This window comes from Streptomyces sp. NPDC051976, assembly GCF_040680795.1.
In the GTDB taxonomy this organism is placed as follows: Bacteria; Actinomycetota; Actinomycetes; order Streptomycetales; family Streptomycetaceae; genus Actinacidiphila.
The window spans coordinates 1-15,456 of record NZ_JBFAXL010000108.1 but is presented as its reverse complement, the minus strand read 5'-3'; the positions used below and the strand labels follow the sequence as shown (position 1 = coordinate 15,456).

The following is a 15,456-nucleotide window of genomic DNA, read 5'->3' as shown; positions in this document are numbered from 1 at the left end:
CCTCGGTGTTTCAAATCGTGGGCGCGGGCGCCCGCTGTTGCCGCGGCGCCGCGGGGGGCCCGCCCGGCCCGACCGGCTGCCGGGGGCCGTGTTCTGGCAGCTACTAGTTGACCCAGACTCCGGACCCCGGCGCCGGACGGCGCCCCGCCCTTTGGAAAGCGACGCGCTGACGGGGCTCCGCAATTCCGCGCGCTGGGACGGAAATGCTCATGGCTGCGCGACGCAGGCTTCCACCGGGATCACCGCCTCATCAGACGTTTCTTGATGAACGGGCGGATCACGGACAGCGGCAGAAGGCGCGGGCAACGCCGGGCCGTGGCCCCCCTGATGTGCCATCAACTTTTTGCTCCGTAACAAAGTTGAGAACGGAGAAACCCGGCACGTCGATCCGACGTCCACGATGACGACGCAATACGCGGTCGTATTGTGTGAACAGCCGTCGAGACGTGTGCCGTTGCGGGGTTCCTGACGCGATCCGGCGTGCGGAGCACTCGACGTTCTCATCCGTTCTGCCTCCCCCTTCGAAGGAGCAGTACCTTGCACAAGAGGAAGAAGCGAGGGCGCCTGACCGTCGCCATCGCGCTGGGCGCGCTGGTTGCGGGCGGCGGCCTGGCCGTGTTGCCGAGCACCGCGCAGGCTGGCACCACGGGCGATGCCGCGTCCCCCGCGGACACCGCGCGCCAGCAGCAGTTCGCCGCCGCGGGGGCGGAGTACCACGTCCCGGCCGACGTCCTGCTCGGCGTGGCCTACCAGGAGTCGGCCTGGGAGTCGCACGGCGTGCAGGCGAGTGCCGACGGCGGCTACGGTCCCATGCACCTGACCGACGTCACCCCAGCGATGATGGCCGGCGGCGCCGCGGGCGCCGCCGGGCGCAGTGACCTGGCGTCGATGGCCGCGGACCCGGCGCTGCACACCCTGCGGGCCGCCGCGAAGCTCACCGGCCTGTCCGAGGACACGCTGCGCGAGGACCCCGCGGCGAACATCCGGGGCGGCGCGGCCCTGCTGGCCTCGTACGAGAGGCAGGTGACCGGCGGCGCGCCGGCCGACCCGGCGCAGTGGTACGGGGCGGTCGCCCGGTACAGCCAGTCCCCGCAGCGGCAGAGCGCGGCCGGCTTCGCCGACCGCGTGTTCCGCACGATCCGCGGCGGCGTCGGCAGCCGGACCCAGGACGGCCAGCGACTGCGGCTCGACGCCTCGCCCGCAGTGCGTCCCGCCACCGCCCAGGTGTCCCGGCTGCACCTGACGTCGGCGCCGGCAGCCGACACCGCCACCGAGTGCCCGGCCACCGTGCAGTGCACGTTCGTCGCGGGCTCCCCGGCCGGCATCCAGGTGGCCGACCGCCCGGCCAACGGCATCACCATCGACACCATCGTCATCCACGACCTGGAGGGCACGTACGACTCCGGCGTAGCGGATCTGGCCAACCCGTCGAACCACGTGGCGACCCACTACGTCATGCGTTCCTCGGACGGCGCGGTGACGCAGATGGTGCCGACGAAGGACATCGCCTTCCACGCGGGCAACTACTCCACGAACCTGCACTCCGTCGGCATCGAGCACGAGGGCTACGCCGCGCAGGGAGCCACCTGGTACACCGAGGCGCAGTACGAGGCCACCGCTGATCTGGTGAAGTACCTCGCGCAGCGCTTCGGTATCCCGCTGGACCGCCAGCACATCGTCGGCCATGGCGACGTCGCCGGGCCGGGCTCGAGCTACGTCGCCGGGATGCACTGGGACCCGGGACCGCGCTGGGACTGGGACCACTTCATGCGGCTGCTCGGCGCGCCGCTGTCCGGCGCCCGCGGCGCCGCGCCCGTGGGCTCGGTCGTGACCATCGACCCGCCCTTCGCCGGCAACCTCCAGACCGTGCAGGTCTGCCCGGCCGACGACCCGACGGGTGCCACGCCCGCATGCACCGACCAGCAGCAGGCGTCCAACTTCGTCTTCCTGCGCACCGCGCCGGACGCGTCGGCGCCGCTCTTCGGTGACCAGGCGATCCACGGCACGGGGGCGGGCACCGACCGGATCAGCGACTGGGGCAGCACGGCGGAGGCCGGCCAGCAGTTCGTGGTCGCCGACCAGCAGGGCGACTGGACCGCGATCTGGTACAGCGGCGCGAAGGTGTGGTTCTTCAACCCGTGCGGCCGGAACACCAAGCGGGCCTACGGTGTGAAGATCATCAAGACCGCGGGCAGCACTCCGGTGTCGCTGTACGGTTCGAGTTACCCCGACGCCTCGGAGTACCCGGCGGGTCTGGGCGCCTCGACGCAGGCCCCGCTGAGCATGTACAGCCTGCCCGCCGGTCAGGCGTACGTGGCGACCCGCGCGCCATTCGCGACGGTGGACTACTTCAAGTCCAGCGGCACGGTCGTCACCGGCGCGAAGACGATGTACACGATCCAGTTCAACCACCGCGTGGCGCTGGTGTACTCCGCCGACGTCACCGCGACGCCGGCGACCCGTCACTGGGAGCACGGCGGCGCCAAGGGCTGACACCCCGGGGCCGTGCAGCGCAGGTGCCCGCGGTGGCCCGGCCGGGGGAGGACGACGCCCCGGCCGGGCCACCGGCGTGCCCGAGTTCCACTCCTGCCTGACCAGGCGTGGTGTTGGCCAACGGCCTGGCCCGGCGAGAGCGGCCCCGGACGTGCTGGCGGCACGCCCGGGGGCGCTTCCCCACGTGGCCGGGCACCGCGCGGGCCAGTGGTTGCAGGTCCCCGTACAGGGCGACGTGAAAGGCGGCAGCGAGCTCGCGGGCCTGCTCCTCGCGCGGCACGTCGTGCAGCATGAAGTAGACCGGGCCCGCGTGGGCGTCCGCGCTGGCATGCCGCTCGTGGACCAGGTGAACGATGGCGGCCCGCAGGGCCTCGTTCACGGCGTCGTCGACGCTGTGGCCCTGGCCGGCGGTCAGCCGTCCGCCTGGTCCAACGCTGCCCTTCGCGTTCGATGGCGACGAACACGGCACCCTGCGCCTTGGCCGCCCGGTAGATCAGCCGATGGTGAAGCGCTGGTTCTGGGCGTTTCGGTCGCAGCTGGCAGTGCGGTAGTAGCCGTTGTCCTGCTGGTAGAGGCAGCGGCCCGTGCCGACGCTTTGGAGCATGATGGCGCTGCGGGCGGCGGGCTGGACGGTGCGCCACTTCTGGTAGGAGCCGCCGTTACAGCTCAGGGGGTAGACGTCGCCCCCGTCATTGCTGTCGAGGCAGCGGTCCCAAGTGTAGTTCTTGAGAGTGGTGCTGGTGTTGAGGCTGCCGTTCCAATGCCACAGGATGCTGCCGCGTCCGCTGGTGCAGCGGTCGCCCTGGAGGCCGGTTTCGTCTGTCTCGCGCAGGCAGTCACCGTAGCGGTAGTTCGCGAAGCGGCTGGTGGCGGTGGCAGCCGAGGCGGGTGTGGGGGTGAGGAGGGGGAGAGCGAGGCCGGCTGCGGCGATGAGGGCGGCGAAGGCTTTCCGGGTCGGGCGGCGCACTGGGGGTCTCCTTGCAGTAGCTTTCACAGATGCCTCAACAGGATCCCCGAACACCACCGCCTACGCCTGAAAATGGGGAAACCGTAAACGCTGTGCCGATGTAGAGGCCGAACCCGTACACAGGGGGCCTAGCTAACCGTGCCATCGAGACGATCTCCGACTACGAAAATCTTGCCAGAGCCACATTGATGAGTACGCCGACAGCGGGACGTCGAGCATGGAACGATACGGAACCAACAGAGCCCCTCGGTCGCTGACGTGATCAGTGAGATCACCACACCGACGACGAGGGGCTCGGCCGTGCCACTACCTCGCTGACCAGCCTCTTTCAATCGTGCAGCACAGGATGAAAGTGGTTTCAGGCGGCGGGGAGGAAGTACCAGTCCTGGTAGTGGTTTTCGCCGTGTGCGTTGCAGCCTTCCTCCGGGTACCCGTAGGTGTCCCCGTAGCCGCCGTCAAGGCACACTCGGTATTGGAAGTTGAAGTAGTTGAGGTAGCCATCCGCGCTGCGGGTGCTGGCCCACTCCTGGGCAGGCGAGCCATCGCAGGTGCGCGGAGACACCTCGTTGCCGAACCCGCCCGGGCCGACGGTGTTCAAGACCGTGAGGCACTTGTTCAGGTTGGAGCTGCGGATCCGGACGTTGGCGTAGGCGTGGTTCGGCGCGTCGGGGTAGACAGACTCGAGGTTCCAGTTCAGCGCGTTGCCCCACATGTTGCAGAAGTCCATGAAACTGCCGCGATAGTCGGCCATGATGCATTGGCCGCCATCTGCGCTGAGGGCGCGAAGGCCCAACTGCTGGTTCTCAGTCCAGATCGAGGCGTAGGCGTTTCCCGGCAGAGCCGCGACGGTGACAGCGGTCATGGCGGCCACAGCGAGCCCGGACTTGAGCATTGCCTTCATGGTGCGGCTCGTGCGTTTCATCGGTCCTCCAGGGTGATTCAGGTGTGAGGTGCCACGGGATCGTGCGTTCGGCCCTGGTGGAACGTGCCGCCGTGAAGCGGATGCGTCTGTGGAGGTCGACTCCTCGCGTAGCGCTGGACAGAGACTGCCTGAGATGGCTTGATGACGTCGTGTCTCCCGCACGATTCCGTACACCCCGCTCCTGGACGGGGGCTGGGAGTGGACACGGCTTCACAGGGGGCGTCGTGGATGACTGGCCACCCGCTCCCGGCTCAACAACTCGGCCGCACGCCCCGGCGCCTGCCTGGAGCCTCTGTGTTTGGCCATGGGCACCCGGCCCGTTACACCTCAGTTGCCGTCGAAGACGATCAGCTGGAGGTGCGCCCCGCCAAGGGTGGTGCAATGGCCTCGGCTGAAGTAGTGGTGGCCTCCCGAGATGTCCTCCACGTACCCCGTGTAGCTGACCGAGCACACCTCGTCGGCTTCCGAGATGTTCATCCACCCTGTGTTGGAGCTCCTATTGCCGTCCCAGACGTAGCAGTAGTGGCCGCTGTCGCGGTTGTAGTCAACCCTGACGACGGACGACAGGTTGCACGAGGAGTTCACGACCGTGGCGCTGGCCGGGGTCGCAGCGACGAAGCCAACGGTGGTGAGGCCGGCAGCCATGGCGGAGGCTGCCAGCTTTCGGGTGAACTTCATGGGGACTCCTTGACTCCTCCGGCCCTCGCGAGGCCGGTCCCGTTGCCACTCTTCGGCGGTCAGATGCCCCCTGACGCCCGGCCAGGGCACAGACTCTGTTCCGCCAGTCACGTTGGCGAATATCCTCGAGGCTAGGAGTCATCGTCCTAGATCCGTCCTAGACCCGTCCTGCGTGCCGGCTCGGTTCTGGTCGGCCATGAAGCGCGGAGTCGTGCACGTGGCCATCCGGGTAGGGGAAGGCGATGGCGACGATCGGGTCGAAGTCGAGCAGGGTGATCTCGCTGATCCTTCTGCCGGTCTTGATGAGCAGGCCGACGATGACTGGACCTGCGGACCGACGCCTGCATGGCCGCCCTCGACGCGACGCGCCGATGGGCCCCTGCAGGGACTCTCCGACAAGCACGGCGAGGCCCTCGTGGCCCTGCCCACTACCACGGTGGGTGACCTGAGCCGCAACAAGTACATCCGCTGGGCCGACCCCCTGGCCGACCTCGTACTAGGACGCATCTAGGACGGTTAGCGGATCCATGTCCGTAGCGTCACGGGGTCAGGTCATTGACTCGTTTCCGCGCAACGGAAGGGGAGCATTGAAACATTCGGTCAAGGCAGCAGTGGCGGTTGGTGGATGGCCGTGGTCGCTGGCGACTCAGGCAACGGAGGCGGCTCTGCCGGTGACACGAACTGCAGCAGGCGCAGACTTGTGGAATGACGCCTGCACGGTGAGCAGGGCGGCGAGCAGGAGCGCGTAGCTGACAGTGTGCCTTCTCGACGGCGGGTCCGATTGCCGTGGGAGGAGCCGGTAACTCGGCGCGCCGCCGGAACCAGGCCTTCTGCCGGGGAAACTGCCGGTTGTTCCTCCGGTCGTACTGCCTGGTCACCCCAGCCCGGGTCCCACACGATCGCTACGGTCTCATCCCCCCGGGGCCCGAACTTCGGCAGCTGAGGAGCGCGAGCGAGAGAGGGTCTGCCCCCACGCATGTAGGCAGTCACCCCTTGCGAGCTCAGCTCATCCCGGCCAACACGGCTGGTCCGGGCACCTGACGGCTCCGGAGGGCCTCCCGGCGCCGTCGCCCGTCTTCGTCGACGTGTTGTTCGTTGTCAGCCCATCCCAGCCAGCCATCCGGACACTCCTGCCGAAGTCGATCCGCGGAACAGCGTGGCCACAGCCTCGAGGCGGCAACTTGGCAGCTACGGCGTCAACTCTCACCGCCTGTCGACACCGGCCCCGCGGGGCACCTCCCGCCGCGACGGTCCCATCACCATCTGCTCCTTTGGCTCAAGACCGGAAGGCACCACGCATCGGAGGATTCTTAATGCAGTGGACCCCTGCCCTTGCCATGCGCCAGCAGCGCGATGGTGGCATACCTGCCCTGCTCGGCCACCCGTCGGCAGTCGCGCTCCAGGGCCAGGTACTCGGCTACCGGGCGTTCGAAGCGGGGCCGTGCCCACCGCGCCGTCGGCTCCTGATTCCGGACGGAGTCGTCCGGCTGACGTTCGGCTTCGGCGCCCCAGTGCGTTTGGTGGACGCCGTGTCCCCTGAACGGGCGGTCACGGGTGCTTCCTTGCTCACCGCGGCCCGTACCACCGCACTGGTTGCCGAGCGCCGCGCCGCAGTCCGGTGCCTGACCGTGCTGATGACTCCGCAGGCGGCCTACCGGTTCTTCGGCGTGCCGATGTCCGACTGGTCGGAACTTGTGGTCCACCCGGCCCGGCTACTGGGCTCCTCGCTGGTGACCACGCTGACCGAACGACTGGCGGACTGCCGGGACTGGACCGCACGATTCGCCCTGATGGATGGGGAGTTGGCGGCCCGGATGGCTGCCCGTCCGCCCGGCAACCCCGAAGTCGACTGGGTCTGCGGCGAGTTACGCCGCACCCATGGCCAGGTGCGGGTGTCTGCCCTGGCCGGTGCGGTCGGTTGGAGCAGTCGCCAACTGGAGCGCCGGTTCCGCCAGCAGATCGGGCCGTCACCGAAGGGCATGGCGCAAGTCCTGCGCCTGCAGCGGGCCATGCGACTCAACGAGGGCGGCCTTCCCTGGGCCGAAGCCGCGCTTGCCGCCGGCTTCTTCGACCAGCCGCACTTGTACCGCACCTTCAAGCGGATGGCCGGATGCACCCCGAACCGCTTCTCCAACGCGCGCGCCCGGTCCGCTCCGGACGAGTGGCTGGACCATGCGATGGGTCACCCCAGCAGCGCACTGCTTCCTTAGGGCGAGGCAGTTCTGAACCCGTGCTGCTCACTCCCCGGCTCGTCGGCATGAACGCTCCGACAGCCGTGGCCCTCATCGATCGGTGAGTCGATTTTGTGCAAGACGCTCATGCCGGGGTCGACCACGCTGGCAGCCACCAACCAGCGGGAGACCGGCAGGGCTTTCCCGCACCACGAGAAAGGAGCACGGGATGTCTGCCAAGTCGCTTGACGCCAGTGACATCACGGTCAGCAACGGCAGCGGTCTTGTCGTCAGTCCGTTCGACTGCGGCTACGGCTACGCCGACGACAACGATGCGAACGACTCCGGCGGTTCTGACTGGCCGGGGCTGTTCGTGGACGACTCCGACCGCAGCACCTGCTGACGTCGGAGCCGCGGTAGCACGTCGTCCGGAAACCCAGGTCGGTTTCGTGCAAGACGCTCGGCCCGCAGCTCGGCAAGTCTGACAAACGTCAACCGGTTGCGGGGCCGACCACGGTCGACCCCGCATCACGAGGGAGGAGTACGAGATGACCACCAAGTCGCTTGAGGCCAGTGACATCACCGTCACCACCAACAGCAGCACCGTCGTCAGCCCGTTCGACTGCAGTTGGGGTCCGTGGGACGACAACAACGCCAACGACTCCGGCCTGTACGACGGCTGGGACGACACCAACAGCGGCGCCCGCTGCTGAGGTCTGACCCATGCGGTACCGGCGCCGGCCCGGGTCACCGGGCCGGCGTTCCGCCCGGCCCGGTGACCGGCACGGGATCGGGCTTACGGCACTCACCAGCCCCTTCGGAAGGACCTGACATGACCGACCTGCTGCCCAGCGCAGTCACCACCGCGCCCGCCTATCCGATGCCCGAACTGGCGCGGTTGCTCGCTCCCACGCCTGTGGACGAGTTCTTGCAGACGTACTGGGAACGCAGGCCACTGCTGGTCCAGCGCGACGACGGGGAATACTACGGCGAGCTGCTCACCCTGGACGCTGTCGACGAGATCCTCACGCTCGCTGGAGCCGAGCTCAACGACATCCGGGTCGTGGTGGACGGCAAGGAGACTCCGGTAACGGACCTGGCCCACGGGCCGGGCCGGAACCACCGCGTCAACTCGCTGGAGGCGCTCTATCAGCGGTACCGGGCGGGCTCCACCGTCGTGATCAACTCGCTCCAGGAGCGCTGGCCGTCGCTTTCACGGTCCGCGTCCGCGCTCGGCGCCGAACTGGGCCTGCGGGTCCAGTCGAACATCTACCTGACACCGCCGCGCTCCCAGGGGTTCAAGGCACACTACGACACGCATGACGTCTTCGTCGCCCAGGTCTACGGCAGCAAGGTATGGCGCACCACCGAGGCGGACTACCACCTGCCGTTGCACAACCACCCGCACGACAAGTCGAAGCCCGGGCCGGAGCCGACCCGGGAGTTCGAGCTGCGCAGCGGCGATCTGCTCTATCTGCCGCGCGGGACGTACCACTCCGCCGCCGCGAACGAGACCGCCTCGCTGCACGTCACCCTCGGCCTGCACCCCGTACTGGCCTCCCAGGTACTCAGCGACGGGCTGTCCAGACTCTTCGACCAGGACGTACGGTTCCGCGGTTCGCTGCCGGTCGGCTTCGCCCGCGACGCGGCGACCCGCGTCCGGGCGCAGCAGCAGCTCGAGGAACTCATCGACGCACTGCGTGAGGTGCTGGACCCGGTCGCGCTGACAGCCGGTGCCGCGGAGCGGGCGGCCTCGATCAGCAGCCCGCAGCTACGGCATCACCTGTGGGACCTGGAGGGCCTGCCGCACCTCGCTGCCGACACCGAGGTCCGTCGCCGTCCTGGAGTGCAGTGGCTGCTCACCGTTGAGGAGGGCGTGGCCAGCCTGCAGTTCCACAACAAGGCGGTGCGGTTCCCCGCCGCGGTCGCCGACGAGGTGCGTTTCGTGGCCGAGCGCGCGGACTGGTTCACCGAGGGTGCGATCCCGGGAGACCTGGACGGGCCCGGCCGTCGGACCCTGGTCCGGACGCTGCTGGGCGAAGGCTTCCTCACCCTCCGGTGAGCGTCTCCATGGCCACCGCACCCGAGTCCGGCAAGGCGGTCCCCGGCAGCGGGCATGTGCCTTTGCGCCGGATCATCCGACTGTTCCATCCCTACCGGACCCGGCTCGCCGTCGTGCTGGTGCTGATCGCAGGCTCGGCGGTATTGGGCATGTTGCCGCCGTTCCTGTTGCGCGCGATCCTCGATCAGGCGCTGCCGCAGGGGCGGACCGGTCTGCTGGCGGTGCTGGCGGCCGGCATGCTGGCGCTGATGCTGGCCTCCCAGGCGATCGGGGTCTGGCAGGCGTATCTGTCCCTGGGCGTCGGCGAGAACATGATGAATGACCTGCGGATCGCTGTGTACGCCCATCTGCAGCGGATGCCACTGGCGTTCTTCACCCGGACCCGCACGGGGGAGGTGCAGTCCCGGATCTCCAACGACATCGGCGGCATGGGTGCGGTGATCACCACGCTCACCGGCAGCATCGTCGGCAACGTCACCACCGTAGTGGCCAGCCTGGTCGCGATGCTGGCCCTGGACTGGCGGATGACCCTGCTGTCCCTGCTGATGGTGCCGCTTTTCGCGCTGATCAGCCGCAATGTCGGCGACCAGCGCCGGGTCTTCGTGCGCCAGAGGCAGGAGCAGCAGGCCCGGCTGTCGGTGCTGGTGGAGGAGTCGCTGTCGGTGAGCGGGTTCCTGCTCGGCAGGGTGATGGGACGCACCGACACCCTGGTCGAGCAGTTCACCCGGCAGTCCGGTGAGTTGACCAGCCTGACGATCCGGTCGTCGATGGCCGGCCGTTGGCGCGCGGTGCTGATGCAGATCATCATGGGTGCGATGCCGATCGTGGTCTACTGCACCGCCGGCTTCACCGAGCGGAACCATCATCTGGCGGTTTCCGTCGGCACCTTGGTCGCGTTCACCAGCTTGCAGCAGGGCCTGTTCGGCCCGACGGTCTCGCTGCTCGGTGTCGGGATCACGCTGCAGAGCTCGCTGGCACTGTTCGAGCGGATCTTCGAGTACCTGGACCTGCCGATCGAGTTGCCCGAGGCGGTCCGGCCAGTCAGGTTGACCGAGCCGCGCGGCCATCTCCGGTTCGAGAACGTGGACTTCAGCTACGGCGACCGGTCGGCACTGTCCGGCATCACCCTGGACGTGCCGGCCGGCAGCCACTTGGCCGTGGTCGGGGCCACCGGCGCGGGCAAGACCACCCTCGGCTACCTCGTACCGCGGCTCTACGACGTCACCGCGGGCCGGATCACCCTCGACGGCACCGACCTGCGCGATTTCGACCTCGCCGACCTCGCCTCGATCGTCTCCGTCGTCTCCCAGGAGACCCACCTGTTCCACACCACGATCGGCGACAACCTCCGGTTCGCCCGGCCGCAAGCGACGGCCGACGAGGTCATCGCGGCGAGCCGGGCGGCGCAGATCCATGACCTGATCGAGTCTCTGCCGGACGGCTACGACACGGTCGTCGGCGAGCGCGGCTACCGCTTCTCCGGAGGCGAGAAACAGCGGCTGGCCATCACCCGCACTATGCTGCGCGACCCTCGCGTGCTCGTCCTGGACGAGGCCACCAGCGCCCTGGACACCCGGACCGAGCGCTCCGTACAGCAGGCACTGGACCGACTCCGGGCCGGCCGCACGACCATCACCATCGCCCACCGGCTCTCCACAGTCCGCGAAGCCGACCAGATCATCGCGCTCGACCGCGGCCGGATCGTTGAACAGGGCACCCACGACGAACTGGTGGCCCGGCAGGGGTACTACGCACGGCTGCTGGCCCGTGACGGCCGAGCCATGGAACAGATGACGGAGGCACCCCTATGACCGACGCCGAGTTCCTGCTCGCCTACGACGCCACCTGCGGCACCTGCCGGGCGATCTCCCGGGAGGTCGCCCAGGCCAGCGCCGGACGGCTGCGTGTGGTGCCGCTCGACCGCCCCGACGTACGCCGCCTGCGCGCCATAGCCCTGGGAGAGCGGGCGCCGTGGGCACCGACGCTGCTCCGCGTGAGCGGCGACGACGTGCGCGCCTGGAGGGGCCCTGCGATGGCGCTGCCCCTGCTGCAGCGGCTGGGGGTGCGGCATACCCTCGCGGTGGTCAAAGCGCTGGGCCGACTGAGGCGGGGGGAGAACACCGGCACCCCATGGGGGCTGGCAGCGGGAGCACTGGTCGCCACCCGACTGCTGCTGACCGGGAAGGCCCCCCTCGCCGCAGCCCGGGAGAACGACGCGGCCGCCGAGTGGGCCGCAGCGCATCGGGACGCACTCCCGCGCGCATACGACCAGGTAACCGAGCGCCCCGTCGCCTACCAGCGCGCGATCTTCGCCGAGTCACCACCCGACGTGCGCAGCCACCTCTGGATCGAGGCACTGCGGCGCGCCAGGGCAGCCTGCGGGTCGCTCACCGAGGAACAGCGCGACGTCTTCGACCGGGCCATCGAACTCGCCCACGACGAGCGGCTGTTCACCGAGGACCGAGCTCCCGACGCGACTCTGGACGAAAGGCTGGCCGAACTGCGCACCGATACCGTCGCGGTCTTCCAGGATCCCAAGCCCGCCCGGTTGCTGCTCGGACTCGGCCGAGTGCGCTCACAGCAGGCCGGGCGGACGGGATGACCGCGGGCTCCGCGCGCAGGGCCGGGGGCCGCCCGCCCCCGCGCGCGGACGAGTACACCACAACGGACGAGCACAGGGCATGTCCCAGGCTCCTCACCGGGGCTTTCACTCACACAAGGAGAAGCACACCCATGCTGAAACTGAAGAAGACCAAGCGCCTCACCGCCCTCACGGCCGCCTCCGTCGCCCTGGCCGGCGGCGCCACCCTCGGTCTCAGCGGGTCCGCGAGCGCTGCCGTCGGCAACCCGGACCCGTCGACCACGGGCGGGTGGCACCTCTTCCTGCAGAACGACGCGAACAACCAGCGGTACTTCCTGATCTGCAACTACACCGGCTCCGCCCAGCGGGTCTGGGTCGACGTCCATGTGGCCGACCAGGGCGACACCAACGCGACGCTTCAGGACGTCAACACCGGCTGGACGACGACCGGGACCCACATCAGCTTCAACAACGGCGGCTGCGAGGAGTTCAACATCCTCAACTACAACGGCTACGCGCTACTCGGGCAGGTCAACCCGTACGACACGGGCTGGGTCACCTATAACTGACCTGTCCTCGGCGGCGCGCGGGTCCCGTCCGTCGGAGGGCGACTGTAGGGCGACCGTCGGCAAGGGCCCCGACGCCGTGAAGGGCGCCGGGGCCTCGTCGTTCCCACCGGGCGCGCCGGACCGTACGGGCCGGCCGTGCGGGCCGTGCGGGTGGCCATCCGGCGTACGCCGTACAGCGCGGCGCCCAGCGCGAGCACCACGGCGCCCCACAGCACCGAGGCACCCGGCAGGGCGAAGGCCAGGAGCCGACAGCAAGAGCACTTTGAGGTTTTCGTTCATCTGAGCGGTTCACCCACCGGAAGGTCCTTCTGGCGCTGGTGCGGTGGCCGGGCCGGGGCTGACACTGGCCTGGTCCAGGGCGAGCCGGGTGGATGGTGGGATGGCCGGTTCGTCGGCCTGAAGCGGTGAGGGGTCCGCGGCCGAGGTCTCGCTGCCGTCGCTCCGCGGGGGCAGCGAGGCGGTGCGAACCCGGGTTCGGCCACCGTCCTCAAGATCCATGAAGTCCGTGCCCGGGAGCAGCAGCGGGATGACGGTGGCCGTGCCGCGTTACGCTCGCGCTCCAGTCCTATGGCCGTGCGGCTCTTCGTCCGCTCGGTCATGTAGGGCCCCGAAGCCGCCTCCGCCTCGGCGGAAGAGGCCGGTCGCCTGGCCGACCCCTCGTAGCAGGCGGACGTACCAGACTGCTTGACGCTGACGCAGTCCGGCTTCGCGACCTATTCGCCCTTCCCCAGCTCCAGCAAACCCCGCGGGTCGAGGAAGCCATGGGGTCAGAACCCTAGGGTTGCTGGCCGAACTCGACCTCGCCTGCCGGGAAGCCGAACGCCTCGAAGCCCAGACCCTGAGCGCCTTCGGACAGCACCTCCATGCCGCCCTCTACGCGACCTTCCCCGCGCTTCCTGCTCGAGGAAGGTTGCTTCTGCGATCCCAGCAGCGGCGACCGCGGTCCGCAGCTCGCTGATGCCGCGCACCGGGCCGTCATCGGGCACGTCGTATGTGGCGATTGCGGCGGACAGCGCGGGCATCGCCGCGTGCACACGGCCTGCGGCCCGGGCGCCGGAAGCCAGTAGATGTGACAGGTCATGCGCGGGACCCCCTCGTTGGGCCACGCGCCGGACCGCCCGAGGCACGCTTCGCCGGGTCTTTCAGCAGGATCTAGCGAGGAACCCTGGGCCCTTCGGGCCTGGGAGGAGTCGCTTCTCTGGACTGCTCTAACCGGCGGGCTGCGACGGGTGTTTCTGCTGTTCGATGTACTCCTTGATGATTGATAGCGGGGCGCCACCACAGCTCGCCGCGAAGTACGAGGGCGACCAGAAGTGCGCCCCCCACAGGTATTTGCGGATATGGCCGGGGAACTCCTGGTGGAGCCTGCGGGCTGAGACGCCCTTGAGGGAGCCGACCAGGCGGGAGATGGCGACCTTGGGCGGGTAGTACACGAGCAGGTGGACGTGATCGTGTTCGCCGTTGAACTCCACCAGTTCGGTTTCGAAGTCGGCGCATACGGCCCGCATGATCTCTTCGCAGAGCGTAAGGATCTCGTCGGTGAACGGGCCGCGCCGGTACTTGGGCGTGAAGACCAAGTGTGCGTGGAGGGTGTAGACGACCGTGCGGCCCCTGTGGATGTTGGGGTTTGGCTCCCAGCGAGGTGACATAGATCACCTGTATTGCGATGCCCGACGTGAAGATCGTGACGCAGGTGAAGCTGATGCCGGAGGCCGACCAGGCCGCCGCGCTGCGCTCCACCCTGCGCACGGTCAATGACCTGGCGTGCTGGGTCTGCGAGTGGCGTTCGCCCACGGCGTGCCGCGTGAGTACGAGCTGCGCAAGCACACGTACTCGCGTCTCAAGGCCGAAGGGCTTGGGGCGCAGGCCGCGCAGCACGTGATCAAGAAGGTGCGCGACGCGTACACGACGCTGCACGCCAACATCCGTGCCGGAAACCTCGGCAAGCCGAAGTCGAAGCGCCGGATCAAGGCGGAGTCCAAGCCGATCACGTTCCGCCGCGACGCGGCGCAGTCGTATGACGACCGGTGCTTGAGCTGGCAGTACGACGCGCAGGCGGTTTCGTTCTGGACCACGTCCGGACGCATCAAGAACGTCCGGTTCGTCTGCTCCGCCGATGCGCTCAAGACGCTCCGCGAGTACCGCAAGGGCGAAGCGGACCTGGTCGAGCGTGACGGCGTCTTCTACCTGATCGCCACCTGCGAGGTCCCCGAGCCTAGGCTTACGAGCCGGACGGCTTCATCGGGGTGGACCTCGGCATCGTCAACATCGCCACCGCCTCCACCGGCTACCAGGCTGCCGGGCGTGGCCTCAACCGCTACCGCAAGCGTCAGCTCGCCCTGCGGGCCAAGCTCCAGAAGAAGCACACCAAGTCCGCCAAGCGCCGGTTGAAACAGCGATCCCGACGTGAGCAGCGGCACGCCAAGAACACCAACCACATCATCGCCAAGACGATCGTGACCGAGGCTGAACGCACCTCCGCTGGAATCTCCCTGGAAGAACTCAAGGGAATCCGGCAGAGGGTACGGCTCCGCAAGCCCCAACGGGTCGCACTCCGCTCCTGGGCCTTCGCCCAGCTCGCAGGCTTCATCGTCTACAAGGCCAAGTGGGCCGGTGTGCCCCTGGTCTTCGTCGATCCCGCGTACACGTCGCAGACGTGCGCCGAGTGCGGCCACGTCGACAAGCGCAACCGTGTCGACCAGGGTCTTTTCATCTGCCGGGGGTGCGGGGTCGTTGCCCACGCCGACCGGAACGCTTCCCACAACATCGCCACCCGTCGCGAGACCGTGTGGAATGCGGGGCGTGAGTCACCGCGTCCCTGCCACCCCATAGGGGTGTCTGGACGGAGGAGCCAACCCAGCAGCCAGTTGGGCACTACCTCCAAGCCCGGTCCTCTAGGGCCGGGTCAAGTTGACCTAGGGTCTGGTGCAGGGTTGGGTGACAGGTTTGGTCACGCGGCCTGGAGGGCCTGTGTGGTCATGACGGTCTCGTACTCGACGGGTGTGAGCCGGCC

13 protein-coding genes and 1 pseudogene are annotated in these 15,456 nt (G+C 68.6%); 10 read left to right on the top strand and 4 right to left on the bottom strand.

Going from position 1 to position 15,456, the window contains the following annotated elements:
• The first annotated feature begins 537 nt into the window (after positions 1-537).
• A complete protein-coding gene (locus tag AB0M29_RS43855) occupies positions 538-2,493 on the top strand; it encodes an N-acetylmuramoyl-L-alanine amidase (protein WP_365393139.1) in 1,956 nt (651 codons plus the stop codon).
• Between the two features lie 493 nt (positions 2,494-2,986).
• Here the strand turns inward: AB0M29_RS43855 and AB0M29_RS43850 are convergent, their stop codons facing one another.
• From AB0M29_RS43850 to AB0M29_RS43840, 3 genes are all read right to left on the bottom strand, one after another.
• Positions 2,987-3,460, bottom strand: a complete 474-nt coding sequence (locus tag AB0M29_RS43850) for a hypothetical protein (protein ID WP_365393136.1) — start codon at positions 3,458-3,460, stop codon at positions 2,987-2,989.
• 358 nt (positions 3,461-3,818) lie between these two features.
• Positions 3,819-4,382, bottom strand: a complete 564-nt coding sequence (locus tag AB0M29_RS43845; protein WP_365393133.1) for a hypothetical protein — start codon at positions 4,380-4,382, stop codon at positions 3,819-3,821.
• A gap of 327 nt (positions 4,383-4,709) precedes the next feature.
• Positions 4,710-5,060: a hypothetical protein gene (locus AB0M29_RS43840; RefSeq protein WP_365393130.1), complete on the bottom strand. Its 351-nt coding sequence runs from the start codon at positions 5,058-5,060 to the stop codon at positions 4,710-4,712.
• Between the two features lie 217 nt (positions 5,061-5,277).
• Between AB0M29_RS43840 and AB0M29_RS43835 the strand changes: the two genes are divergently transcribed.
• The 8 genes from AB0M29_RS43835 to AB0M29_RS43800 all read left to right on the top strand — a co-directional run bounded on the left by AB0M29_RS43835 (position 5,278) and on the right by AB0M29_RS43800 (position 12,443).
• Positions 5,278-5,571 (top strand): hypothetical protein, encoded by a 294-nt coding sequence (locus AB0M29_RS43835; protein ID WP_365393127.1) that lies wholly within the window; start codon positions 5,278-5,280, stop codon positions 5,569-5,571.
• Positions 5,572-6,373: 802 nt separating this feature from the next.
• A complete protein-coding gene (locus tag AB0M29_RS43830; protein WP_365393125.1) occupies positions 6,374-7,270 on the top strand; it encodes a helix-turn-helix domain-containing protein in 897 nt (298 codons plus the stop codon).
• Between the two features lie 190 nt (positions 7,271-7,460).
• A complete protein-coding gene (locus AB0M29_RS43825) occupies positions 7,461-7,634 on the top strand; it encodes a hypothetical protein (RefSeq protein WP_365393122.1) in 174 nt (57 codons plus the stop codon).
• Positions 7,635-7,779: 145 nt separating this feature from the next.
• A complete protein-coding gene (locus AB0M29_RS43820; protein WP_365393119.1) occupies positions 7,780-7,944 on the top strand; it encodes a hypothetical protein in 165 nt (54 codons plus the stop codon).
• 119 nt (positions 7,945-8,063) lie between these two features.
• Positions 8,064-9,293, top strand: coding sequence for a cupin domain-containing protein (locus AB0M29_RS43815; RefSeq protein ID WP_365393116.1), 1,230 nt, complete (start codon positions 8,064-8,066; stop codon positions 9,291-9,293).
• Positions 9,294-9,301: 8 nt separating this feature from the next.
• Complete coding sequence (locus AB0M29_RS43810) at positions 9,302-11,104, top strand: ABC transporter ATP-binding protein (protein WP_365393113.1); 1,803 nt, start codon at positions 9,302-9,304, stop codon at positions 11,102-11,104.
• Positions 11,101-11,895: a bacteriocin fulvocin C-related protein gene (locus AB0M29_RS43805; protein WP_365393110.1), complete on the top strand. Its 795-nt coding sequence runs from the start codon at positions 11,101-11,103 to the stop codon at positions 11,893-11,895. Before AB0M29_RS43810 ends, AB0M29_RS43805 begins: the two co-directional genes overlap by 4 nt.
• 131 nt (positions 11,896-12,026) lie before the next feature.
• Positions 12,027-12,443, top strand: coding sequence for a hypothetical protein (locus AB0M29_RS43800; protein ID WP_365393108.1), 417 nt, complete (start codon positions 12,027-12,029; stop codon positions 12,441-12,443).
• Between the two features lie 1,208 nt (positions 12,444-13,651).
• Here the strand turns inward: AB0M29_RS43800 and tnpA are convergent.
• Positions 13,652-14,092: an IS200/IS605 family transposase gene (gene tnpA, locus AB0M29_RS43795; protein WP_365393106.1), complete on the bottom strand. Its 441-nt coding sequence runs from the start codon at positions 14,090-14,092 to the stop codon at positions 13,652-13,654.
• Positions 14,093-14,109: 17 nt separating this feature from the next.
• Here tnpA and AB0M29_RS43790 point away from each other — a divergent pair.
• Positions 14,110-15,253, top strand: a pseudogene (locus AB0M29_RS43790) (transposase); the annotation flags it as partial.
• Positions 15,254-15,456 lie beyond the last annotated feature (203 nt).

Excerpts from the sequence above, each read along its gene's own strand:
- AB0M29_RS43845 (WP_365393133.1), bottom strand. The coding sequence starts at position 4,382 with ATGAAACGCACGAGCCGCACCATGAAGGCAATGCTCAAGTCCGGGCTC.
- AB0M29_RS43840 (WP_365393130.1), bottom strand. The coding sequence starts at position 5,060 with ATGAAGTTCACCCGAAAGCTGGCAGCCTCCGCCATGGCTGCCGGCCTC.
- AB0M29_RS43830 (WP_365393125.1), top strand. The coding sequence starts at position 6,374 with ATGCAGTGGACCCCTGCCCTTGCCATGCGCCAGCAGCGCGATGGTGGC.
- AB0M29_RS43825 (WP_365393122.1), top strand. The coding sequence starts at position 7,461 with ATGTCTGCCAAGTCGCTTGACGCCAGTGACATCACGGTCAGCAACGGC.
- AB0M29_RS43820 (WP_365393119.1), top strand. The coding sequence starts at position 7,780 with ATGACCACCAAGTCGCTTGAGGCCAGTGACATCACCGTCACCACCAAC.
- AB0M29_RS43815 (WP_365393116.1), top strand. The coding sequence starts at position 8,064 with ATGACCGACCTGCTGCCCAGCGCAGTCACCACCGCGCCCGCCTATCCG.
- AB0M29_RS43810 (WP_365393113.1), top strand. The coding sequence starts at position 9,302 with ATGGCCACCGCACCCGAGTCCGGCAAGGCGGTCCCCGGCAGCGGGCAT.
- AB0M29_RS43805 (WP_365393110.1), top strand. The coding sequence starts at position 11,101 with ATGACCGACGCCGAGTTCCTGCTCGCCTACGACGCCACCTGCGGCACC.
- AB0M29_RS43800 (WP_365393108.1), top strand. The coding sequence starts at position 12,027 with ATGCTGAAACTGAAGAAGACCAAGCGCCTCACCGCCCTCACGGCCGCC.
- tnpA (WP_365393106.1), bottom strand. The coding sequence starts at position 14,092 with ATGTCACCTCGCTGGGAGCCAAACCCCAACATCCACAGGGGCCGCACG.